At 32.1% G+C, this 24721-nt stretch carries 20 protein-coding genes, 1 pseudogene and 1 riboswitch; of the genes and pseudogenes, 19 read left to right on the top strand and 2 right to left on the bottom strand.

The window, feature by feature from the left end:
- Positions 1–105 precede the first annotated feature (105 nt).
- The 4 genes from TICRE_RS04390 to TICRE_RS04375 all read left to right on the top strand — a co-directional run bounded on the left by TICRE_RS04390 (position 106) and on the right by TICRE_RS04375 (position 4769).
- Entirely contained in the window at positions 106–1254 is a 1149-nt protein-coding gene (locus TICRE_RS04390) for a double-cubane-cluster-containing anaerobic reductase (protein ID WP_075725527.1), read from the top strand.
- Positions 1255–1271: 17 nt separating this feature from the next.
- Complete coding sequence (locus tag TICRE_RS04385; protein WP_075725525.1) at positions 1272–2243, top strand: ABC transporter permease; 972 nt, start codon at positions 1272–1274, stop codon at positions 2241–2243.
- 17 nt (positions 2244–2260) lie between these two features.
- Positions 2261–3136, top strand: coding sequence for a carbohydrate ABC transporter permease (locus TICRE_RS04380; protein ID WP_075725523.1), 876 nt, complete (start codon positions 2261–2263; stop codon positions 3134–3136).
- Positions 3137–3218: 82 nt separating this feature from the next.
- Positions 3219–4769, top strand: coding sequence for an extracellular solute-binding protein (locus tag TICRE_RS04375; protein WP_198927478.1), 1551 nt, complete (start codon positions 3219–3221; stop codon positions 4767–4769).
- A 123-nt stretch (positions 4770–4892) separates the two neighbouring features.
- On the opposite strand, the gene TICRE_RS04370 is transcribed toward TICRE_RS04375, so the two are convergent.
- Entirely contained in the window at positions 4893–5786 is an 894-nt protein-coding gene (locus TICRE_RS04370; protein WP_075725519.1) for a DUF2935 domain-containing protein, read from the bottom strand.
- A gap of 256 nt (positions 5787–6042) precedes the next feature.
- Positions 6043–6142: riboswitch (purine riboswitch) on the top strand.
- Here TICRE_RS04370 and TICRE_RS04365 point away from each other — a divergent pair.
- The 11 genes and pseudogenes from TICRE_RS04365 to TICRE_RS04320 all read left to right on the top strand — a co-directional run bounded on the left by TICRE_RS04365 (position 6122) and on the right by TICRE_RS04320 (position 20640).
- The gene (locus TICRE_RS04365) at positions 6122–7624 is read left to right on the top strand and encodes an NCS2 family permease (RefSeq protein WP_158016425.1); all 1503 of its coding nucleotides are present in this window, start codon (positions 6122–6124) and stop codon (positions 7622–7624) included. (Overlaps the previous riboswitch by 21 nt.)
- Before the next feature lie 14 nt (positions 7625–7638).
- Entirely contained in the window at positions 7639–8325 is a 687-nt protein-coding gene (locus tag TICRE_RS04360) for a phosphoribosylaminoimidazolesuccinocarboxamide synthase (RefSeq protein ID WP_075725517.1), read from the top strand.
- A 205-nt stretch (positions 8326–8530) separates the two neighbouring features.
- The gene (locus TICRE_RS04355; protein ID WP_075725515.1) at positions 8531–12181 is read left to right on the top strand and encodes a phosphoribosylformylglycinamidine synthase; all 3651 of its coding nucleotides are present in this window, start codon (positions 8531–8533) and stop codon (positions 12179–12181) included.
- A 14-nt stretch (positions 12182–12195) separates the two neighbouring features.
- On the top strand, positions 12196–12675 hold the full coding sequence (gene purE, locus TICRE_RS04350) for a 5-(carboxyamino)imidazole ribonucleotide mutase (protein ID WP_075725513.1): 480 nt from the start codon (positions 12196–12198) through the stop codon (positions 12673–12675).
- 12 nt (positions 12676–12687) lie between these two features.
- The gene (gene purF / locus TICRE_RS04345; protein ID WP_075725510.1) at positions 12688–14043 is read left to right on the top strand and encodes an amidophosphoribosyltransferase; all 1356 of its coding nucleotides are present in this window, start codon (positions 12688–12690) and stop codon (positions 14041–14043) included.
- A complete protein-coding gene (gene purM / locus TICRE_RS04340; protein WP_075725508.1) occupies positions 14034–15062 on the top strand; it encodes a phosphoribosylformylglycinamidine cyclo-ligase in 1029 nt (342 codons plus the stop codon). The genes purF and purM overlap by 10 nt, the downstream gene beginning before the upstream one ends.
- Positions 15056–15631 (top strand): annotated as a pseudogene (gene purN / locus TICRE_RS13395) (phosphoribosylglycinamide formyltransferase); the annotation flags it as partial. The gene purM and the pseudogene purN, both read left to right, overlap by 7 nt.
- 48 nt (positions 15632–15679) lie before the next feature.
- Complete coding sequence (purH, locus tag TICRE_RS04335) at positions 15680–17203, top strand: bifunctional phosphoribosylaminoimidazolecarboxamide formyltransferase/IMP cyclohydrolase (protein ID WP_198927487.1); 1524 nt, start codon at positions 15680–15682, stop codon at positions 17201–17203.
- 15 nt (positions 17204–17218) lie between these two features.
- The gene (purD, locus tag TICRE_RS04330) at positions 17219–18472 is read left to right on the top strand and encodes a phosphoribosylamine--glycine ligase (RefSeq protein WP_075725503.1); all 1254 of its coding nucleotides are present in this window, start codon (positions 17219–17221) and stop codon (positions 18470–18472) included.
- 113 nt (positions 18473–18585) lie between these two features.
- Positions 18586–20256, top strand: a complete 1671-nt coding sequence (locus tag TICRE_RS04325; RefSeq protein ID WP_075725501.1) for a formate--tetrahydrofolate ligase — start codon at positions 18586–18588, stop codon at positions 20254–20256.
- Positions 20257–20340: 84 nt separating this feature from the next.
- Positions 20341–20640 carry a YerC/YecD family TrpR-related protein gene (locus TICRE_RS04320; protein WP_075725499.1) on the top strand — a complete coding sequence of 100 codons (300 nt, stop codon included), beginning with the start codon at positions 20341–20343 and terminating at the stop codon, positions 20638–20640.
- 23 nt (positions 20641–20663) lie between these two features.
- Here TICRE_RS04320 and TICRE_RS04315 read toward each other — a convergent pair whose 3' ends face one another.
- Positions 20664–21473, bottom strand: coding sequence for a glycerophosphodiester phosphodiesterase family protein (locus tag TICRE_RS04315; RefSeq protein ID WP_075725497.1), 810 nt, complete (start codon positions 21471–21473; stop codon positions 20664–20666).
- A 274-nt stretch (positions 21474–21747) separates the two neighbouring features.
- Between TICRE_RS04315 and TICRE_RS04310 the strand changes: the two genes are divergently transcribed.
- The 4 genes from TICRE_RS04310 (at position 21748) to TICRE_RS04295 (ending at position 24704) form a co-directional block, all read left to right on the top strand.
- Entirely contained in the window at positions 21748–22464 is a 717-nt protein-coding gene (locus tag TICRE_RS04310) for an EcsC family protein (protein WP_143583050.1), read from the top strand.
- 119 nt (positions 22465–22583) lie between these two features.
- Entirely contained in the window at positions 22584–23213 is a 630-nt protein-coding gene (locus TICRE_RS04305) for a metal-dependent transcriptional regulator (RefSeq protein WP_075725495.1), read from the top strand.
- A gap of 26 nt (positions 23214–23239) precedes the next feature.
- Complete coding sequence (locus TICRE_RS04300; protein WP_075725493.1) at positions 23240–23758, top strand: GNAT family N-acetyltransferase; 519 nt, start codon at positions 23240–23242, stop codon at positions 23756–23758.
- 13 nt (positions 23759–23771) lie between these two features.
- Positions 23772–24704, top strand: a complete 933-nt coding sequence (locus TICRE_RS04295) for a metal ABC transporter solute-binding protein, Zn/Mn family (RefSeq protein ID WP_075725491.1) — start codon at positions 23772–23774, stop codon at positions 24702–24704.
- Positions 24705–24721: the final 17 nt, after the last annotated feature.

Below are 24721 nucleotides of genomic sequence, written 5' to 3'. Positions count from 1 at the left end.
TATTTTAAATAAAATCCTTTTAGTGCTTTACATTGTGAAAGTATTATGGTATAAACTTATAGGGAAGAAAAATTTACCTAAATTTATATTTATAAGGAGGATTTTATGAATAAATTACCCGAAAAATTTGAATCTTATGATGAACTTAAAAGAAAAGGATTTTTAGATATTAAAGAATTAAAAGAATCCGGAAAAAACGTAGTTGGAGTATTTTGTACATATTCACCAGCAGAACTTGTCTATGCGGCAGGGGCAATTCCAGTATCACTTTGTGGGACTAGTGAAGAACCAATACAATATGCAGAAAGAGATCTTCCTAAAAACTTATGCCCTCTAATAAAATCAAGCTATGGACATGCAGTATCTGACACCTGTCCTTTTTTCTACTTTTCTGATCTTATACTTGGTGAAACTACCTGTGATGGTAAGAAAAAGATGTACGAGCTATTAAATGAGATTAAAGATACATATGTTATGCAACTTCCTCAAAATCCAGACCTTAAGTCATCATTTGACCTTTGGAGAAGTGAAATAGTAAGGTTTAAAGAAAAACTTGAGGAAAAATTTGATGTAGAGATAACAGAAGAAAAACTAAGGGAAGAGATACGTAGAGGAAATATTCAAAGGAAAAACATGATGGAATACTTTGAACTTGGCAAATTAAATCCTCCAGCTCTTAATGGTGTTGAGATGAATGGAGTTCAAGATGGGTTTGGATTTAGATTTGATAGAGAGGAAAGCAACAAAGATCTTATATCTAGAACAAAAGAACTTAAAGAAAACTGGGAAAAAAACTTAAAGGGGACTATAACAAATAGACCAAGAATACTTGTAACAGGTTGCCCAGTTGGGGGTGTTAGGGAGAAGATACTTCAAACTATTGAACTAGCTGGTGGAGATATAGTAGCCTATGATAACTGTTCAGGAATTAGAGAAAAAAGGGATTTAATCGATGAAACTAAAGATCCAATAGATGCTATAGCTGAAAAGTATTTAAAAGTTAGTTGTTCAGTCATGAGCCCTAATACGAGAAGAATTGAAGATATAAGTTCGATTTGTGAAGAGTTTAAGGTAGATGCAGTTATTGAAGTTGTACTTCAAGCTTGTCATACTTTTGCTATTGAAGCTACAAAGGTTAGAAGACATGTAAATGATGAACTAAATCTTCCTTATCTATATATAGAATCAGATTATTCAATGCTTGACTTTGGACAGATAAAAACTAGAATAGAGGCATTTTTTGAGATGATATAAATGTTAAAAATGAGGTGATGGATATAGATAGTAAATCTTTAAAAAAGCCAAAAGAACGAGAGGTTGTAAAGATAAAAAAAGAAAGCTCTATCATAAGAAGTATAAAAAATAATTGGATACTTTATCTGATGATACTGCCTGGAATCTTATGGTATATAATATTTTGTTATGCGCCCATGGGAGGGACTATACTAGCATTTAAATCTTACAGATATGATATGGGTATATTAAAGAGTCCATGGGTGGGACTTGAAAATTTTAGAAATATGTTTAGGGATAGAGCATTTATTCAAGCTTTTAAAAATACAATAATTTTTAGCTTAGGGAAACTATTATTTCATTTTCCCGTTCCTATAATTGTTGCTATTTTATTAAATGAAATTAAAAATATTAGACTTAAAAAGATATTTCAAACTATATTTACATTTCCTCACTTTATATCATGGGTAGTTTTAGCTAGTATCTTTACTAATTTATTTTCTAGTAATGGACTTATAAATCAGGTACTTATAAATAATGGTTTTAAAATATTTTCACCTCTTATAACACCTGATGGTTTTAGAGGATTTATATGGATATCAAATATATGGAAAGAGTTTGGATGGGACTCTATTATCTATATGGCAGCTTTTACAAGTATAGATCCTGGTCTTTATGAGGCTGCCGAAATAGATGGAGCAGGAAGACTTGGTAAAATGATATACATTACTTTACCTGGTATAAAACATATAATAGCTATAATGCTAATTTTAGAAGTTGGAAATATTATGGGAGGGGCATCTTTTAATCAGATATTTAATCTATATAGTCCACCTGTATATGGAGTTGCTGATATAATAGATACATTTGTCCAAAGGTATACATTTGAGATGGGAGTAAACTTTGGATATACAACTGCTGTAGGGCTTTTTAAGTCGATTATAGGAGTTATTATGATTACCCTTGCAAATAGACTTATAGTAAAAACAGGAGAACAAGGATTGTTCTAGGAAGGAGAGGACTATATATGAAAAAAAGGAAAAATACAAAATTTGATATATTGCTATACTTTATATTTATAGTACTTTGTATACTTATACTTATACCATTTTATAATGTAGTTATATTATCTGTGGCAAATACAATTACCTATGCTAAACACACACCTTATATACTACCATTTACTGTAGATTTTTCTGGATTTAAGGAGATACTAAAAGATCCCTTTTTTATAAAGTCTCTTTCAGTTACTTTATTTGTAACTATAGTTGGAACAACTCTTAATATGATATTTTCTACTTTAACAGCTTATGTTATTTCTAGAAGAAAGTTGCTTGGAAGAAAGTTTATATTGAATTTCATTATTTTTACTATGTTATTTTCTGGCGGAACTGTACCTATATATTTAATAGTTACAAAACTTGGACTTTTAAATAGTATATGGTCAATGATACTTCCATGTCTTTTAAATACATATTATATAATAATAATGAAAAACTATTTTCAGTCATTACCAAGATCGCTAGAGGAAGCAGCTATCATTGATGGGGCAAATGACCTTCAAGTATTAACTCGAGTTTATCTTCCAATATCTAAGCCTTTTATGGCAACATTTGCTCTTTTTTATTCTGTAGAGAGATGGAATGAGTGGTGGCATGCATATTTATATATTTCTGATAAAAACTTAAAACCACTACAGATTTATCTTAAAGATCTGCTTGTAGTCTATGATAGTCAGTTGGCACCTCAGCTTAAATCTCTAGCAGAGAGTCAAATGAAGATATTTCCACAATCAGTACAAATGTCTACTATATTGATTACGATGATACCTATAATCTGTCTTTATCCATTTGTACAAAAATACTTTGTAAAAGGTGTTATGATGGGTTCTTTAAAAGAGTAGCACAAAGTAAAACTTAAATTAAAGGATATAATTACAATTTATTATATTAAATTTAAAATTAAATATTAGGAGGTTAGAAATAGTGAAAAAAGGATTGAAGTATTTATTATTATTATGTGTAGTAGTCTTATTTACTGGTTGTTCAAAAGATAAGGCAGAACCCTCTTCTAAAAATGAAGATGGGAAAGTAGAGATTAATGTAGGGTTTTGGAATGCTCAAGAAGCATTATCTGGTGGAGAAAATGATAAGATGCTTAAAACTCTTGAAGAAAAAACTGGAGTTCATCTTATACCACAAGATATGACAAGCTCTGATTATCACGAAAAAGTACAACTTTGGGCTACAAATGGACAACTACCAGATATATTTGTAGGGGATTTTGTAGGTCTTGGACAAAGTTCTTTTTTTGACTGGGTTGATCAAGGTGTAATAAAAGCATTACCTGAGGATTTATCAAAATATCCAAATCTAGAAGAATATATGCAAATGGATAGAGCAAAACAAGCTATGCAAGATGGAAAAAACTATATAATTCCTAGACAATCTTATGGAGATATTACTTATAGTGTTTTAGATAGAAACATTGTATATAGATGGGATCTTGCTCAAAAAGCAGGGGTAACAAAAGAACCAGAAAACTGGGATGAGTTTAGAGATATGCTTAGAAAGATAATTAAAGCTGATCCAGAAAATAAAAATATTGGCGGTATAACTCAAACAGGATCAAAGATACTTGCAGGTGTAATGTACCCTTATGGGGGCATACTGGAAAAGAAATGGATTATAAATGATGAAGGAAAGGTTATGCCAAGTGTTTTTGATGGAGATATGAAAGCGGTAATGAATCTTGCAAGGGACATGTATCAAGAAGGAACTGTATCAAAAGATATAGCTCAAGTTACAGGTTCAAATGCTAAGGATGGTTTTTTACAAGGATTAAACGCAGCCATGGTATTTAACGATGGTCCATCAAGTCTTTATACACTTGGTAGAGATTATGAAGAAGTCTATGGTAGAGAGTTTTTAGATGATGTTAGATTTGCTCCTATTTTCCCTGGTGCAGATGGAGAGAAGTGGTACTTTGTAGATACAGAAGCATGGTCAGAGACCTATATAAGTAGTAAAGTTTCAGATGAAAAGATGGAGGCTATTTTAAAGTTATTTGATTATTTGATTTCTGATGAAGGTAAAAGACTTATGTTCTGTGGTATTGAAGGTGAGGATTATGAAATGATAGATGGAAAACCTATAGTAAAAGAAGGCGTTGTGCTTACGGAAAAATATCCATTTGCAAATATGTCAAACCTTGCAGTTCATAATCCAACTTATTGGGACGAAAACTATCCTACTTCAATTCCCAAGGAATATAGAGAAGAAAACATAAAGAGACATCAAGATGCGGTTACAAATGGTGTGCTTCCAAAGATAAGTGATGCATCAATGCTTATTTCTACACCACTTAAAGATAAATTCTACTACAATCCCCATGAAGATTTTTATACTATTATGATGGGAACAGAGCCAGTAGATAAGATGGTAGATTCTCTTATGAAAAGCTATAAGGATAAAGGTTTAGAAAAGATGTTAGATGAAGTAAATAAAGAAGCTAAAAAAAGAGGTATAGTAGATTAGAAAAGGTATCTTAACTCTTATAAATTGTGCCTATGATTTTAAAGATGGAAGATACAAGAGTTTATGATAAAAACCTGATAATACTAAAAAGCTTATAGGAAATTTCCTATAAGCTTTTTAGTATTAAATTTCTTTAAGAAGTCTTAAATAATGGTTTGCTTCACGAAGTACATGATCTCCTAGTAGGGGTGGGATTATAGATTTTATTTCGCAGTCTAATAATCCTTTTGTAGCAGCTGTTTTATATTCTTTAATATATTCTGTAAGTTTAAAGCTTTTATTTACCATGTCCTTTTTATGCATTCTTAGGCATTCTTTTACTAGAATTTCATAGTTTAAAACAAACTTTTCTGCAGCCTTTTTAAGTTCTTCTTCACTAGGGTCTAACATTCCATCTATAAACTGAGCATGTTCTCCCATTATATGATTCCAAAAATTTAGTTCTTCACAAAGAGTGTTAACAGGAATTTCCTTTTCTTTTAAACAGTTTAAAATTTTTAGATAAAGTTTTGTTTCATGGATTATATGCTCTAACATCTTTGGATAAACTCTGATAAAAAGCTTACATTCTGAAAATTCTTTTAAGATTCTTTCTTTAAAGCTTAGAACTTCTTCCATTATGTTTAATACTCTAGAGTTAAAATTAACTATATAAGTTTCTAGCCACTCACTATAGTCACAATCATTATCACATAAAAGTTCTAATTCTTTTTCTGTAATCTCCATATTGATGCTTGCGCCTGTCAGATTTGATGTTATTCTTTCTGCCTCAAGCGTATATTTGGTAACGAGCTCACAAGAACTTATCACCTCTTTACTTATACATTCATTTGCAAGTGGAAGAATTTCCAACATAAGTTCTTCAAGACTCTTCTTTAGTAAATCTGACATTTTTTGTATATCTTCTTCTACTGGAGTTAAACTAGTTTCTATAAAAAATAAATGCTCTTTCATAATTCTAAGGTAGAAGAGATTTGATTCTAATGAGAATTTTATAAACTTTTCTCTAGATAACAAAAAAATACCCCCTTTTATATAATATTCCATAATACATAGTATTAGATTGGTTTTAGAAATATTACAATGTTTTTATAAAACCCCTTGTTCATGCTTTACAAAATAATCGGTAAGTAATTTAGAAAATCCAAGCATTCTTTGGAGCAAATTTCTAGAGGTCTGTGTTATATATGTTTGACTTCTATAGAAGATTTTTTTATTTATTATTAGAATTCTCTTGACTTATTTTCTTTTAATTGCTAATATCTAAGTATAATATAAATATCGACAAATTACTCATATAGTTCCCATAATAAGGTTGGGGAGTTTCTACAGAAGACCGTAAAGCTTCTACTATGAGTGAAAGTGCGGCTAGGGCTTCTAAAGAGAAGAATTTATTAAAGGTCCAAGCGTCGCAGGTGCTTTTAAAAAAGCATTACACCGAAGGGATAAAAGCCCAGGCGGGTAGGTTTCACTTAAAAGACCTACCCGCTTGGGTTTTAAGTGTTTTTGGTATAATATTTATATTAATACAAACAATAGGAGGAAAGTTAGTGGAAAACTTTTTTAAACTTAAGGAAAATAATACAAATGTAAAAACAGAAGTCATAGCAGGGATTACAACATTTATGACTATGGCGTATATCTTGGCTGTAAACCCGCTCATTCTATCTGATACAGGTATGGATGCTGGTGGAGTATTTACTGCTACAGCACTTTCAGCAGCTTTTGCAACACTTATTATGGCACTTTATGCGAAGTATCCATTTGCACTTGCACCAGGGATGGGACTTAATGCTTTCTTTGCTTATTCGGTAGTTCTTGGAGAAATGGGTAAGACTTGGCAGTTTGCACTTACAGCAGTACTTATTGAAGGAATTATATTTATAATCTTATCATTTTTAAATGTGCGTGAGGCAATATTTGATAGTATACCAACTAATCTTAAAAATGCAGTATCCGTAGGTATAGGTCTTTTTATCGCATTTATAGGTTTAAATGGAGCGGGTATTGTAAAAGTTGGGAAGGGAACTCCTTTAGAACTTGGAAATATAGCTAGTGGTGCGCCAGTTGTAGCTTTTATTGGAATAATAATTATAGCATTTTTACTTGCTAAAAATATAAAGGGAGCACTTCTTATAGGAATAATTGTTTCAACTCTTGTAGGTATTCCTCTTGGAGTAACTCAATTACCGGAAAACTTCAACACTATAGTAAGTCTTCCACCTACTATAAAGAATGTAGCTTTTCAGTTTGTAGGTATGAAAGAGATTTTTTCTCTTGAAATGTTAATTGTAGTATTTACATTTTTATTTGTAGATATATTTGATACAGTAGGTACTCTTGCAGGTGTTGCATCTAAAGCCGATATGTTGGATGAAGATGGAAAGCTTCCAAGAGTTGGTAAAGCTCTTATGGCAGATGCACTAGGAACTATTGCAGGGGCATGTCTTGGAACTTCAACTGTTACAACATATGTAGAGTCAGCATCAGGGGTTGCAGAAGGTGGTAGAACAGGACTTACAGCTCTTTCTACAGCGGCAATGTTTACGCTAGCACTTTTCTTTGCACCATTATTTACTATGATACCAGCAGCGGCTACAGCTCCTGCACTTATCACGGTAGGACTATTTATGATGGGTCCTATTAGAAAGATTGAGTTTGATGATCCAACTGATGGAATACCAGCATTTTTAACTATTATTATGATGCCACTTGCCTATTCTATAGCTGAAGGTATTGTGTTTGGAATGATTTCATATGTGGTATTAAAAGCTATAACAGGTAAGTTAAAGGACATTTCTCTTACCATGTGGATACTAGCTATATTATTTTTAATAAGAATAATATTTATGTAAAGGAGGATTTTATAATGGAATTACTTTATAAAGGAAAGACTAAAGACGTATACGAATTAGATGATCAAAGAGTAATATTAAAGTTTAAGGACGATGTAACAGGGGTTGATGGAAAGTTTGATCCAGGAGCTAATACAGTGGGTCTTAGTATTGATGGAATGGGTAAATCAGGACTTAAAGTTACTAGACATTTTTTTGAAAAGCTCAATCATCTAAATATCCCAACTCACTTTCTAGATGCAGATATAGAAGAAAACACTATGACAGTACTAAAAGCTAGTGCTTTTGGTAAAGGAGTAGAGGTTATATGCAGATATAGAGCTGTGGGAAGCTTTATAAGAAGATATGGAATGTATGCAAACGAGGGAGATAAACTGGATTCTTATGTAGAGTTTACTCTTAAAGATGATGAAAGAGGCGACCCTCTTATTACAAAAGATGCACTAGATATGCTCCATATATTAAATAAGGAAGAATATGATGAAATAGAAAGACTTACTAAAGAGATTTGCGGTATAATAAGAGAAGAACTATCTCAAAAAGGCTTAGAATTATATGATATAAAGCTAGAATTTGGTAGGGTAGGCGAAGATAGACATATTGCTTTAATAGATGAAATATCTGGAGGCAATATGAGGGTATATAGGGGAAATGAATATATAGAACCACTTGATTTGGAAAAAATGATATTAAGTAAATAGTAAGCTCATATAAGTTTCATAGTAATACTTTGATATTTACATGAGTGAAAGTGCGCCTAGGGTTCCGAGGAATAATTTTTCTTGCTGGTCCAAGCGGCGCAGATGCTAAAAAGCATTACACCATAGGGACAAAAGCCCAGATGGGTAGGTTTCACTTAAAGAAACCTATCCATCTGGGCTTTTATCTTTTAAAGGAGGATTATAAATGGAAAGATTGTTTATTGAAAAGAAAACAGAGGTAAATGTTGAAAGAGAAGAACTTTTAAAAGAATTTAAGGGCTATTTAGGTGTTAAAGAGTTAAAGGATGTAAGAGTGGTTGATGTATATGATTTAATAGGAGCAAATGAGGAAGAAAAAAACACTATATTAGAAAACATTATATTAGAACCATTTACAGATATATATACAAAAACATTAGAACTTTCTGATGATGAAAAGGCATTTAGAATTAAAGATTTAAAAGGACAGTTTAATAAAAGAGAGTATTTTACAAATGAGTTTATAAACCTACTTTTTTCAGAAGGAGATATAGAGGTAAAACATTCTAAGATAATAGTAGTCAAAGGAATAGATGAAAAGGCGCTTAAAACTATAAAAGAATACTATATAAACCCTATTGAATTTAAAGAAGTTTCATTAGATGATATGACGGTTGAAAAGATAGATGAAAGCGTAGAACCGGTTGAATGGGTAAAAGGATTTATAGGATTTGATAGAGAAGCTATGAAAGCATTTAAAGAAAATAAAGGTATAGGAATGGATGTAGAAGATTTACTTTTTATAAAGGAATATTTCAACAAAGAAGAGAGAGACCCAAGTCTTACAGAGATAAAACTTATAGACACATATTGGTCTGATCACTGTAGACACACTACCTTTATGACTAGAATAGGTGAAATTGAAATAGAAGATGGAGACTATAAGGAACTTTTTGAAAGAGAGTTAAAGAACTATTTAGAGTCTAGAGAGTTTACTTATGAAAAAAGAGAAAAAGCGATAAGCCTTATGGACTTAGCTACAATAAATATGAAAGAGTTAAAGAAAAAAGGTCTTTTAGAAGATAAAGAAGAATCAGATGAAGTAAATGCTGCAAGTATAGAGATAGATGTAGATGTAAATGGTAAAACAGAAAAGTGGCTTCTTATGTTTAAAAACGAAACTCACAATCACCCTACAGAGATGGAGCCTTTTGGTGGAGCGGCTACTTGTCTTGGAGGAGCTATAAGAGATCCACTTTCTGGTCGTGCTTATGTTTATCAGGCGATGAGAATAACAGGAGCAGCAGATCCTAGAACCATATATGAAGATACTTTAAAGGGAAAACTTCCTCAAAGAAAAATAACTAGAACTGCTATGAAGGGATATAGTTCTTATGGAAATGAAATAGGAGCTAGTACTGGTTTTTTAAGAGAAATATATGATGATGGATTTGTAGCTAAGAGAATGGAGTGCGGAGCATTAGTTGCAGCAACTCCAAAGGAAAATGTATATAGAGGTAAGCCTCAAGCAGGTGATGTTATAATACTCTTAGGCGGAAGAACTGGAAGAGATGGTCTTGGAGGAGCAGTTGGATCTTCAAAGGAACATTCAGAGGACTCACTAGATAAAGGTGGCGCTGAAGTACAAAAGGGAAATCCTGCACTTGAGAGAAAGATAATAAGACTTTTTAGAAAGAAAGATATTTCTAAAATGATAAAAGTATGTAATGACTTTGGTGCAGGTGGAGTGGGAGTTGCTATTGGTGAGCTTGCTGATGGATTAGTAGTTGAGCTTGATAAAGTTCCTTTAAAATATCCTGGACTTAGTGCTACAGATATAGCTCTTTCAGAATCTCAAGAGAGAATGGCTTGTCTATTGGATAAAAAAGATGCAGAGAAGTTTTTAGAAGCAGCGAAGGCTGAGGACTTAGAGGCAACTATAGTTGCAAAGGTTACAGAAGAGAAACTATTAAAGTTTACCTATAAAGGCGAAACTGTTGTGGCTATTAAAAGAGAGTTTTTAGATACAAATGGATTGGAAAAAGATATAGATATAAAACTTTTAAGCCCAAGAGAAAAAGGGGAAGAAACTTCAAAGAAAGATGTAGAAAATAGGATAACAGATCTTTTAGAAGATATAAATATAGGAAGTCAAAAAGGTTTAGTAGAAAACTTTGATAGCACAGTAAGTGGTGAAGCTGTTGTAATGCCTTATGGTGGTAAGTATATGTTAAGTCCTAGTGAAGGAATGGTAAGTAAAATACCTGTATTAGATGGAGAAACTACTACAACTTCAATTATGACATTTGGATATGATCCTAGCATTTCAAAATGGAGTCCATTCCATGGAGGCTATTATGCAGTTATAGAATCATTAGCTAAAATAGTAGCCCTTGGCGGAACCTATAAAGGTGTAAGACTTACTTTCCAAGAATACTTTGAAAGACTTGGAGAGGATAAATCTAAATGGGGCAAGCCTTTCTTAGCACTTCTTGGAGCGTTTTCAATTCAAAAGGATTTAGATATAGCAGCTATAGGCGGAAAAGATAGCATGAGTGGGACATTTGAAGATATAGATGTACCCCCAACACTTATTAGTTTTGCTGTTACAGTTGAAAATATAGGAAATATAGTGACAAGTGAATTTAAAAAAGCTAATAATAGAGTAGTTTTAATAGATTTAAAAGAGGATAAAGATGGCCTTATAGACACTAAAGATATGATGAAAAAATATGATTTAGTTTATGAGTTAAACAAAAAAGGACTTATCCTTTCTGCAACAAGCGTAAAGCGTGGGGGAGTGATGAGAAGTATTCTAGAGATGAGCTTTGGAAACAAGATTGGGTTTAAGTGCAAAGATTTGGATATGGATGAGTTATTTAAAGCTAAATATGGTTCTATAGTTTTAGAATTAAAAGATGATGCAAGTATAGATGAATTGGGAGAGTTTACTCTTCTTGGAAAAACTATAAGTGATCAGAAAATAGTTATAGATGAAAAATCTTTAGAAATAGACTCTCTAATAGAAAAATGGACTAGTCCATTAGCAGAAGTGTTCCCAAGCATAGAGGGAGAACTAGAAAAAGAAAAAGATTATCCTAAAAATAGTGATATAAGGATTAGAAAAGGTTTAAAAGTTACGAAACCTAAAGTATTAATTCCAATCTTAACTGGAACCCATGGAGAATATACTCTTGGAAGAAGTTTTAAAAATGCTGGTGGAGATGTAGAAGAGTTTGTATTTAAGTTTTTAAACCCTAAAGATTTTAAAGAATCTCTATTAAAGTTTAAAGAAAAGATCAGAACTAGTCAAATTCTAGCCCTTCCTCACGGAGTAGTCTTTGGTGGAGAACCAGGAGGTAGCGGAAAACTTTTAAAATATATCCTAGGAACTCCTGAAATAAAAGAAGAGATGGATAGATTTTTACAAAACACTGATGGGCTTATACTTGGGATTGGTGAAGGTTTCCAAACACTTCTTCGTTCAGGACTTATAGTTAAAGGGGATGCGGTATTAGCTCAAAATAAAGAAGGTGGTTTTGTATCTACTTTCCAAGATATAGAGGTGAAAAACAGCACATCACCTTGGTTTAATGCCATGAAAAAGGGCGATATATATACAGCGCCTATCGGAACTTATGAAGGAAGACTCCTAATAGGAGAAGATACAAACCTAGATGAAAGTCAAATAGCTACAAAGTTAATAGCTAAAAATCCGACTGGGTCCATTAGTAATATTGAAAGTTTAACTAGTTTTGATGGTAGAGTACTTGGAACTATTTCAAGTATAGATAGAATCGATACTGGTCTATATAAAAACATAGATATAAAGGGAGAAGCAAAGATTTTTGAATCAGGAATAAAATATTTTGATTAGGAGATGATGATGAGATGAAAGTAAGTATAATAATGGGAAGTATAACAGACGAAAAAATAGCTAAAAAAAGTGTTGATATATTAAAGAAATTTGGTGTAGATTATGAGGTAAAAGTTATATCAGCTCATAGAACACCTGGCAGAGCAGTAGAGTTTACAGAAAATGCAGAGAAAAACGGAACAGAAGTTATAATAGCAATAGCGGGAAAAGCAGCTCATCTTGCAGGAGTACTAGCAGGTCTTAGTACTCTTCCTGTTATAGGAATACCAGCAAAGTCTAGTACGATGGATGGACTAGATTCCCTGCTTTCAGTAGTTCAGATGCCAAAGGGTGTACCAGTTGCAACAGTTGCAATAGATGGTGGAGAAAACGCAGCACTTCTTGCTATTCAAATACTTTCTCTTAAGTATGAAGAATTAAAAGATAAACTTAAAGACTATAAAGTAGAGATGGCAAAAGGTGTAGAAGAAATGAATAAAGATTTAAACCTATAAGGGGGAAGAGTTTTGAGTGGTATATTAGGAATTTATAGTAAAGATGTAGAAAAAATTTCTCAGATGATGTACTACGGACTATACGCTCTTCAACATAGGGGGCAGGTAAGTACAGGAATGGCTATAAATAACAATGGTTTTATAGATTACTATAAAGATATGGGTCTTGTAAATGAAGTTTATAAAAAAGAAACTTTGGATAGTTTTATAGGCAATATTTGTATAGGTCAGGTAAGATATGCGTTTTCTTCTGAACGAATAGATAAAAAGAATATAGAGCCACTTGTTATAGGGTATAAAAATGGAGCTCTTGCTGTAGCTCATGATGGAAATATTGCAAACTATAATAGTTTAAGATGTTCTCTTGAAGAGATGGGTAGTATATTTCAGACAGATTTAAATTCAGAGGTAATAGCAAATCTTATAGCCAGAGCGGCTAACACTGATATAGTAGAGGGTATAAATGAAGTTTTAGAAAAGATAGAAGGTTCTTATTCATTAGTCATGATGACAAAAGATAAGCTTATAGGTGCAAGAGATAGCTATGGTATAAAGCCGCTATCTCTTGGAAAAACAAGAGATAGTTACGTATTAGCTTCAGAGAGCTGTGCATTTGATACGCTTGGAGCTGAGTTTATAAGAGATATTACTCCAGGTGAGATAGTTGTTATAGATGAAAGTGGAATAAAAAGTATATTTAAGAAACAACAGCCAAGAAAACTATGTTCATTTGAATTAATTTACTTTGCAAGACCAGATAGCCTTATAAATGAAGAAAGTATATACCTATCTAGGATAGAGATGGGAAAACAACTTTTTAAAGAATCACCAGTTGATGCAGATATAGTAATAGGAGCACCAGATTCTGGTATTATAGCCGCTATAGGTTTTGCTGAGGCATCTAAAATTCCTTATGCAGAAGGACTTATAAAAAACAGATATGTTGGAAGAACTTTTATAAGTCCTACAAAAGAACTTCGTGAACAAGGAGTTAGGATAAAATTAAATGTATTGAAGGAAAACATAAATGGAAAAAGAATAGTTCTAGTAGATGACTCAATAGTAAGGGGAACTACTATAAAGAGAACTGTTGAGATGCTTAAAGCGGCAGGGGCAAAAGAAGTTCATGTTAGGATTGCATCACCTCCAGTTACAAATTCTTGTCATCTTGGAATGGATACTCCTAATAAAGAAAATCTTATAGGCGCAAATAATAATGTGGAAGAGATAAGAAAAGATTTAGGAATAGATTCACTTTACTACCTCTCTTTGGAAGGGCTATTAAAATCGGTAGGAGATAAGGGTTTTTGTACGGGATGTGTAACTGGGAATTATCCAATAGGAAAGGACGGGGTAAAATGTCATTAACATATAAGGATTCAGGGGTAGATAAAGAAGCTGGATATAAGCAGGTCGAACTTATAAAAAATTCCATTAAAAAGACCCATTCAGAAAATGTATTATCAAGTATAGGTGGTTTTTCTGGTCTTTTTAAATTAGACATGGAAGGAATGAAAGAACCAGTACTTGTTTCTGGTACCGATGGAGTAGGAACTAAGCTAAAACTTGCATTTATGATGGATAAACACGATACTATAGGGGAAGATCTTGTTGCTATGTGTGCAAATGATATACTTTGTCAAGGCGCAAAACCACTATTTTTCCTAGATTATATAGGTACTGGAAAACTAAAACCTGAAAAGATGGCGGAAGTAGTAGAAGGCGTGGCAAATGGATGTGTAAAAGCAGGATGTGCTTTGATTGGTGGAGAAACAGCAGAGATGCCTGGTTTTTATCAAGAGGGAGAGTATGATCTAGCTGGATTTTGTGTTGGAGTAGTAGATAAGGAAAAGATAATCGATGGAAGCGGTATAGAAGAAGGAGACATTATTCTAGGACTTCCTTCAAGTGGAATTCATAGTAATGGGTATTCACTTGTTAGAAAAATAGTCTTTGAAAAGGAAAACATCGATTTAGATAAAGAAATTGAGGCAATAGAAGGTACTTTAGGGGAAGAGTTGCTAAAGCCAACTCGTATATATATGAATCCAGTTTTAGATCTAGTAAAAAACTTTGATATAAAAGGACTAGCTCATATAACAGGTGGTGGTTTTTACGAAAACATACCAAGAGTTCTTCCAAAGGGTCTTTCAGCTCATATAGATTTAAGTGTTATAGATACACCAAAGATATTTCATCTTTTAAAAGAATGGGGCGGACTAGATGAAAAAGAAATGTATTCTACATTTAACATGGGAGTTGGAATGATAGTAGTAGTAACAAAAGCGGAAGCAAAAAAGGTAGAAGAGTTTTTAAATGAAAAAGGGGAAAAGTTTTATAAATTAGGGAGTGTTAAAAAAGGAACTGAAGGAGTAGTAGTATGCTAAAGATAGGAGTTCTCATTTCTGGAGGTGGTACAAACCTTCAAGCTTTGATAGATAATACTCTTAACAATACAATAGATGGGAAAATAGAATTAATAATTTCAAATAAAGCTAGCTCTGGCCTTAAAAGGGGAGAGCTAGCTGGTATAGAGAGTCTTTTTATAGATTCCAGGGGGTTTAGAACGGACGAAGAGTACAACCTAAGATTAGTAGAAGAATTTAAAAAAAGAGATATAGATTTAGTAGTATTAGCGGGGTATTTAAAGATACTTTCCAAAGAGTTTATAAAAGAATATAAAAATAGAATAATAAATATCCATCCTTCACTCATTCCTTTGTTTTGTGGGGATGGATATTATGGTGAAAGAGTACATGCAGCAGTACTTGAATCAGGCGAAAAGTATACTGGTGCAACACTTCACTTTGTGGATGAAGGGGTAGACACAGGCCCTATAATTCTTCAAAGAAAGGTAGAAGTAGAAAAAGATGATACCGTTAAGAATTTACAACAAAAGGTACTAAAGATAGAACATGAGATAATAGTAGAAGGTGTAAAACTTTTTTCCCAAGGTAAGATTAGATTAGAAGGGAAAAAGACAATTATAAATAGGGGTGGAGCTATGAAAAGGGCACTTATAAGCGTTTATGATAAAGAAGGGATAGTAGAATTTGCTAAGAATCTTGAACTTTTAAATTGGGAGATTATATCTACCGGAGGAAGTTTTAAAAAGTTAAAGGAAGCAGGAGTAAATGTCATAGAGGTTGATGAGATAACTGGTTTCCCTGAAATACTAGGTGGAAGAGTTAAGACATTAAATCCACTTATTCACGGAGGAATCCTCTATAAGAGAGATGATAAAGAACATCAAAAGACTATAGATGATATGAATATCCATTCAATAGATATGGTAGTAAACAATCTATATCCATTTGAAGAGATGTTAAAGAAGAAAGCTTCACAAGAGGATATGATAGAAAATATAGATATAGGTGGGCCTTCTATGATAAGGGCTGCTGCTAAAAACTATAGAGATGTGATAGTAGTTACAGATCCAGGGGATTATGAACTTATAATAGAGAGACTTAGATTAGATAGCATGGATGAAAACTTTAAAAGAAGTTTAGCTAAAAAAGCTTTCAATTATACAGCTTACTACGATTCCCTTATATCAGGTTATTTTAATGAACTAGATGAAGACAAGTTTCCAGAAAGAATTACACTTACATTTAAAAGAAATAGTAAACTAAGATATGGAGAAAATCCTCATCAAAAGGCAGCCTTTTATGAGGAATTGAAAGATACGGAAGGAACACTATCTTCTTTAAAACAACTTCATGGAAAAGAGCTTTCTTTTAACAATATAAATGATTCAAATGGTGCATTAAAGATATTAAAAGAGTTCCAAGAACCTACAATAGTAGGAGTAAAACATGCAAATCCTTCTGGAATAGGAAGTGCTGATACAATATTTGAAGCATTTAAAAAGATGTATCAGTGTGATAGTGAATCTATATTTGGAGGAATAATAGCTTCAAACCGAGAAATAGATATTGAAACTGCTAAGATGATAGGGGATATATTTATAGAGGTAGTCTTAGCGCCTTCTTATTCTAAAGATGCTATGGAAGTATTAACTAAAAAGAAAAATATAAGAATTATTCAAATAGATGATATAGGAAGAAATAATTACGATGAGTTAGATATGAAAAAGACTATTGGAGGACTTTTAGTACAGGAAAGAGATGAAATTCTTCTAGAAGAGTATAAAGTAGTAACTAAAAGAGAGCCTACTAAGGAAGAGTTAGAAGACCTTCTATTTAGTTTTAAGTGTGTAAAGCATATAAATTCAAATGGAGTAGTTATAGTTAAAGATAAGGCTACACTGGGATTTGGATTAGGGGAAGTAAATAGATACTGGGCTACTGGAAAGGCTATAGAAAGAAGTGAAGATAAAATCTCTGGAAGCGTACTTGCATCAGATGGATTTTTTCCTTTTAAAGATTCTATAGAAGTTCTTGGAGAAGCTGGAGTTAAGGCTATAATTCAGCCAGGAGGATCAATAAAAGATGCTGAAGTAATAGAAGAAGCCGATAAACACGGTATAGCTATGATATTTACTGGAATAAGACATTTCAAGCATTAGAAAGGGGAAAAACTTATGAAGATATTAGTAATAGGTAGTGGTGGCAGGGAACATGCTCTTTGTTGGAAGTTAAAACAATCTAGACTTACAAGTGAAATCTTTTGTGCACCTGGAAATGGTGGAACAAGAGAAATTGCAAAGAATGTAGATATATCAGCAAATGATATAGACTCTCTTTTAGAATTTGCTTTAAAAGAAAAAATTGATTTAACTATAGTAGGACCTGAAGAACCTTTAACTCTTGGAATAGTAGATATATTTAAGGAAAAGGGACTAAAAGTTTTTGGTCCTGATAAAAAGGCAAGTCAGCTTGAAGGAAGTAAAGAGTTTTCTAAAAAGGTAATGGAAAAATATAATATACCTACTGCAAAATACGAGACTTTTACTAGTTTTAACGAAGCTAAGGAAGGATTAAAAGATTTTTCATATCCATTAGTTATAAAAGCGGACGGACTATGCCTTGGCAAGGGAGTATTTATATGTGAGAGAGAGGAAAATGCAATAAAGGTTTTAAAAGATATACTTGAAGATAGATGTTTTGGAGATGAAGGCGAAAAGATAATTATAGAAGAGTATTTAGAAGGGGTAGAAGCATCATTACTATGTTTTGTCTCTGGAAATAGGTTAATTCCAATGGAAAGTGCTAAAGATCATAAAAAAATTGAAGAGGGAGAAAAAGGACTTAACACTGGTGGCATAGGAGCTTTTTCACCTAATAATATAATTACAAAAGATTTAGAAAAACAAATAGAAGAAGAAGTACTAAAAAATATAAGTTTAGCTTTAAAAGAAGAAGATTTAGAATATGAGGGAATTTTATTTATAGGATTTATGATAGATGGCAATGATATAAAGGTACTTGAATTCAATGTAAGGTTTGGTGATCCTGAAACTGAAAGTGTACTTGTTAGATTAAAAAGTGACTTAGTAGAAGTTCTTTTAAAATCAATAGATGGGACGATAGAAGAAAAAGATTTAATATGGGATGAAAGAGTTTCTCTTTGTGTAGTTACTACTTCTTTAGGTTATCCACTAGAGTATGAAAAAGGTTTTGAAATAACAGGTCTAGAAACTATAGATGAGGATATAACCATTTTCCATAATGGTACAAAATATATAGACAATAAACTCTTTACAAATGGCGGGAGAGTTTTGACCCTTACTGTGCTGGGAGATGATTTAAAAAGTGCTAGGGATAAAATATATAGCGAAATAGAAAAAGTGAATTACAAAAATATTTACTATAGAAGAGATATAGCGAAATATTAAAAAAATTCAGGAAATCATTTTATTATTTTACTGCTTTATGGTATACTAGTAAAGAGTATGAATTTTTATAAAAAGCATTAATAAATATTCTTAAATTTTAAGGAGGAGCTCAATTGAAAACAGATGTTCAAATAGGTCAAGAAGCCAAAATGATTCATATCAATGAAGTAGCCCAAAAGATAGGAATAGAAGAAGATTATTTATCACATTATGGTAAATATAAAGCAAAGGTATCATTAGATTTATTTGATAAATATAAAGATAAAAAAGATGGAAAACTAATACTAGTAACCGCAATAAACCCTACGCCAGCAGGTGAAGGTAAAACAACAACAAATATAGGTCTTTCAATGGGACTTAACAAGATAGGAAAAAAAGCAATCACAACTTTAAGAGAGCCATCTCTTGGACCAAGTTTTGGTATGAAAGGTGGAGCAGCTGGGGGAGGATATGCACAAGTAGTACCAATGGAAGATATAAATCTTCACTTTACAGGCGACTTTCATGCTATAACTGCATCTCATAACCTTATATCTGCATTATTAGATAATCATATGCATCAAGGAAATGTTCTTGGAATAGATTCAAGAAGAGTAGTTTGGAAAAGAGTATTAGATATGAACGATAGAGCTCTTAGAAATATAGTTGTAGGACTTGGTGGAAAGCCAAATGGAGTTCCAAGAGAAGATGGTTTTGATATAACTGTAGCTTCTGAAATAATGGCAATTTTTTGTTTAGCTCATGATCTTGAAGATCTTAAGAGAAGAGTAGGGGACATTATAGTTGCATACACATTTGCTGGGGAACCTGTAACTGCAAGAGATTTAAAGGCAGAAGGAGCAGTAGCACTTATAATGAAAGATGCTATGGCACCAAACCTTGTACAAACTCTTGAAAATACACCAGCATTAATTCACGGTGGACCATTTGCAAATATAGCCCATGGTTGTAACTCATTAATTGCAACTCAAATGGGACTTAAACTTGCAGACTACACTGTAACTGAAGCAGGATTTGGTGCAGACCTTGGTGCTGAGAAATTCTTTAATATAGCATCTCGATTTGGAAATTTAAAGCCAGATGCAACTGTTATAGTAGCAACAGTTAGAGCTTTAAAATACAATGGTGGAGTCAAGAAAGATGAACTAGGAAATGAAAACTTAGATGCATTAGCTAAGGGATTTGGTAACCTTGAAAAACATATTGAAAATATTAAGAAGTTTGGTGTTCCAGCAGTAGTAGCTCTAAACAAATTCCCAACTGATACAGAAGCTGAAGTAAAATTTGTATTAGAAAATTGTGAAAGACTAGGCGCAAAAGCTGTACTTTCAGATGTATGGGCAAATGGTGGAGATGGCGGAGTAGAAATGGCAAAAGCTGTAGTTGAAGTATGCGAAAACCAAAAATCAAACTTCAAACCACTTTACGAAGTAGAATCAACCATAAAAGAGAAAATTGAAACAATAGCTAAAGAAATCTATGGAGCTGAAGGAGTAGACTTTACTAAGAAGTGTGCGAAGGAAATTGCTAATATAGAAAAATTAGGTCTTGATAAAATGCCAATTTGCATGGCGAAAACTCAATATTCACTTTCAGATGATCCTACTTTGCTAGGTAGACCAACTGGATTTAGAATAACAGTAAGGGATATCAGAGTAGCTAAAGGTGCAGGATTCTTAGTGGCACTTACAGGTGAAATAATGACAATGCCTGGACTTCCTAAAGTTCCAGCAGCTAACAATATGGATATATTACCAAGTGGAGAAATAGTAGGATTGTTTTAATAAAAAAGTTGGGCCTAAAGCCCAACTTTTTCTAATCTTATACAGAAATGATAAACTATTAACAGATTAAAGGATGTGAAAAGAATGGATTATACACCCAGAGTAAAAAATTCTCAAATAGATGGACTTTGTGAGGCAGTTCTTACTATAGAAACTGTGGAGGAGTGTTATAAGTTTTTAGAAGATATATGTACTATAAAAGAGATTCAGGCAATATCTCAAAGATTTGAAGTTGCAAAACTTCTAAAGAGTAAAAAGACATATACAGAAATAGAAGCTCTTACAGGCGCAAGTACAGCCACCATAAGTAGAGTAAATAGATCTTTAACCTATGGAGTAGATGGATATAAACTTGTATTTGAAAGACTTGGTATTATAAAATAAGGTGCTAAGAAAACTTAGCATGCTTATTTTGGTATAAAACTATCAAATATAAATAGATGAAAGTCGTTTTTATTTAAATCTAGTTGTCTTTGACTCTTAATAGTATAAGCTACAGTTAAAGGGTCATAAAGTCTTTTACATAATTTATAACTAAACATATCTTTATGCTTATAGTTAAAAGCTATAAAATCAGGCTTTGCTAAAAAGTTAGTCATAAGATTTTCTAGAAGAAAATCTCTAGCTCTTCTGGCAAATGAATGATCCTTCTTTTTAAAACAAGAAGATAGTTGACCTCGAATCACATGGGGTCTATTTTTTTTATACCACATAAGAACTAAAGGATTAAAAGATTCTATAGAATAAATTCCCTTATAATTATCTAGAACTTCTGCTATATATTTAAGCTCACTTATATCGGTAGATTCATTTTTTATTTCAACTATCAAAGGCACTTTTCCATCTACTACATCTAGTACTTCTTTAAGTGTTGGAATGGATTCTTCTGTTTTAAAAAGCCTTAAATTTTTTAATTCTTGAAGTATAAAATCATTTACACAATTTTTTAAATAACAGACTCTAGAAAGCGTTCTATCATGAAATACTACTGGGATATTGTCCTTTGTAACTTGAACATCAAGTTCTATTCCATACTCTTTGTCTACCGCCATCCTAAATGATAAAAGCGAGTTTTCAGGATTTCTATCCATATTATCATGAACTCCTCTATGAGAATAGAGGTGATTTAAAAATACATCAACATTTCTTTTTTTATTAGGTTTTATACTTAAAAGATAAAAAAAGACCAATAAAACTAAAAAAATTATTATATACATATCTATCTCCTTTTAAATTAATTGTCAAGATGCAAGTTTTCTATGCCCGATAGCTTGAAATTACAATATTCTATCCTTTCAGTCTAGAATATGTAATTTCATAGCTCCTGGGTAAGTGCAACTTTGCATCAGAAAAGCATCTGATGCAAGTTTTCTATATTATATCATTCTTATAATTTGGATACAATGAAGAGTTAGTATAGGATATATTTTGGATATATGATAAAATATAATATATATTTTTAAAATGGTAAATATAAAAGAAGAGGTGAATATGATAGATAAATATGATAGATATGCATTAAGAGAATTGGAGCGATGGAAAAATAGGATGAGAAAATCTCCATCAATTATAAATAGAGCTTCAAAAGGTGTACAAAAGAAATTAAATAGTATTTTACCTGAAAAGTATCATGAAATAGTAACACTCGCTATAAAAAATATGGTCAAAATTGTACTCACAGGATCTAAATATATAACTAAAAAATCATATCCCCCTATGAGTTTAGAAAAAAGAGAAAAGTTAGTAAGAGAAAAATTAAAGTTTTATAGAAATACTGCGATGATAGAGGGTATTGGAACTGGTGCAGGAGGTATTTTGATGGCTTTAGCTGACTTTCCACTACTTTTAACTATCAAGATCAAGTTTTTATATGATATTGCGACTATCTACGGTTTTGATATCACAGATTATAGAGAGAGACTTTATATTCTAAATATATTTCAATTGGCTTTTTCAAGTCAAGAAAAGGGAAACAGAGTATTTTCTAATATGGAAAATTGGGAAGAGTATTCCAAGAATTTGCCAGAAGATTTAAATGTAGAAGAGTGGAGAGAATTTCAGCAAGAATATAGAGATTACCTAGACCTAGCAAAACTATTACAAATGCTCCCCGGAGTTGGGGCGGTGGTTGGAGGGTACACAAACTCCAAACTATTAAATAAACTAGGTGAGACTGCTATGAACGCTTATAGAATGAGATTGATGTAGGATAGTTCTTTTAAAAGAGCTATCCTACATCAATTTTCAATTTAAAAATATGTTTAAACTTTTTAAACAGGGTATCATATACTATGATTAGGTATGCCTAACATTTAGGAGGGGTAGTGATGACAGGAAATAGAGAAGACTATATAAAGGCTATATATGAACTTGGAGGTGAAAAAAATAGAATTGGAACTAAAAGTATAGCAAAGTCTTTAAATATATCACCTCCATCAGTATCCGAAATGATAAAAAAACTAGTAGAAGAAGGATATGTAGAGTACAAACTCTATAAAGGTGTAAAACTTACAGAAAAAGGTGCAAAGGAAGCACTACGAATAAAAAAGAGACATCTTCTTTGGGAAGTGTTTTTAGTTGAAAAACTTGGTTATAGTTGGGAAGATGTACATGAAGAGGCAGAAGTTTTAGAACATATAACAAGTCCTAAATTAGAAGAACTACTAGAAAAATACTTAGATTATCCTAAAGTTTGTCCTCATGGTACACCTCTAGAAGATGATAGTTATATCTTTAATACTACTTCTTTAGATAGTGTAAAATTAGGTGAAACTGCTTATATAAAAAGGATAGTGGATGAAAAAGAGATTTTAAAATATGTAAAAGCCATGGATTTAAAAATAGGTGACAATGTAAAGATATTGGAAAAAGACTCACATGAAACAATTAAAATAGAGAAAAATGGAGTAATCATAGATATAGAAAAAAACTTATCAAAAAAGATATTTGTAGGATAACAATTATAGTGGAGGAATAAAATACAATGGAAAAATTTTTAATAAAAGAATGCACTTTAAAAGATATAGAATCGATTAAAAGTATAGGTAAAAAAACATTTTATGAAACATTTGCTAAAGATAATACAAAAGAAGATATGGAAAAATATTTAAAAGAAAGTTTTTCTTATGAGCAGGTAAAGAGTGAAATAGAAAATAAGAATTCAATATTTTTTATAGTTAAAGATAATGATGAAGTAGCTGGATATATGAAGATTAATTTTGAGGGAGCACAAACAGAACCAGATCATAACAACTCATTAGAAGTTCAAAGAATATATATATTAGAAAAATATAAAAGAAAATATATAGGTGAAAAATTGATACAAAAAGCTATAGAAATTGCCAAAGATAACAATCTAGACTATGTTTGGTTAGGAGTATGGGAAATAAATATAAATGCGATAAAATTCTATGAAAAGCAAGGTTTTAAAAAGTTTGGTACACATATCTTTATAGTTGGAGAAGATGAGCAAATAGACAATTTAATGAAATTGAAATTATAAGGAGATATTATAGATGAAAAGAATATGGAGTAGTATATTAGTGCTATCTCTTATAGTAGTAGTTTTAGCAGGATGCACAAGAGATGGAGGAGAGATTGACTCAAAAGATAATGGTAAATTAAAAGTTGTAACTACGACAACAATAATAGCAGATGTGGTAAGAAACTTAGCAGGGGATCTTGTAGAAGTTGAAGCTTTAATGGGTCCTGGAGTAGATCCTCATCTTTATAAGGCAAGTGCAGGGGATGTAAAGAGAATGAGTCAAGCAGATATGGTTATATACAATGGGCTTCAATTAGAGGGTAAAATGGGTGAAGTGTTTGAAAATATAAAGGGAAAAGTAATATTTGCAGCCAATGAAGATTTAGATGAAAGCAAGCTTTTAGACTTTGATACGAACCCAGGATATTTTGATCCACATGTATGGTTTGATGTACAGATTTGGAAAAGTGCTACGCAAAGGATAGCTGAAGGGTTAAAAACACTAGATTCAGAAAATGGTGTAAAATATGATGAGAATCTAGAGAAATATTTAACTCAATTAGATGAATTAGATAAATATGTAAGAGATAGAACAGGAGAAATAGATCCTGATAAAAGAATACTTGTAACAGCTCATGATGCATTCCAATACTTTGGAAATCAGTATGGATTTGAAGTTAGCGGACTTCAAGGAATAAGTACAGATGCAGAAGCTGGAACTTCAGATGTAAGACAATTAGCCAATTTTATAGTAGACAAAAAGATAAAGGTCATATTTATAGAGTCTTCAGTGCCAAGAAAAAATATAGAAGCTCTTAAAGAAGCGGTAAAGGCTAAGGGATTTGATGTCAAGATAGGTGGAGAACTCTACTCTGACTCCACAGGAGATGCTGGAACTCCTGCAGAAAGCTATATAGGGACAGTTAAAGCTAATATTGATACAATAGTAAATGCATTAAAATAATACGTAAGAATTAGGGG

The sequence above is a fragment of the Tissierella creatinophila DSM 6911 genome (genome assembly GCF_001940565.1).
Taxonomy (GTDB): Bacteria; Bacillota; Clostridia; order Tissierellales; family Tissierellaceae; genus Tissierella_A; species Tissierella_A creatinophila.
Note: the sequence above shows the minus strand (reverse complement) of the source record. Positions and strands in the feature narration are given on the sequence as shown.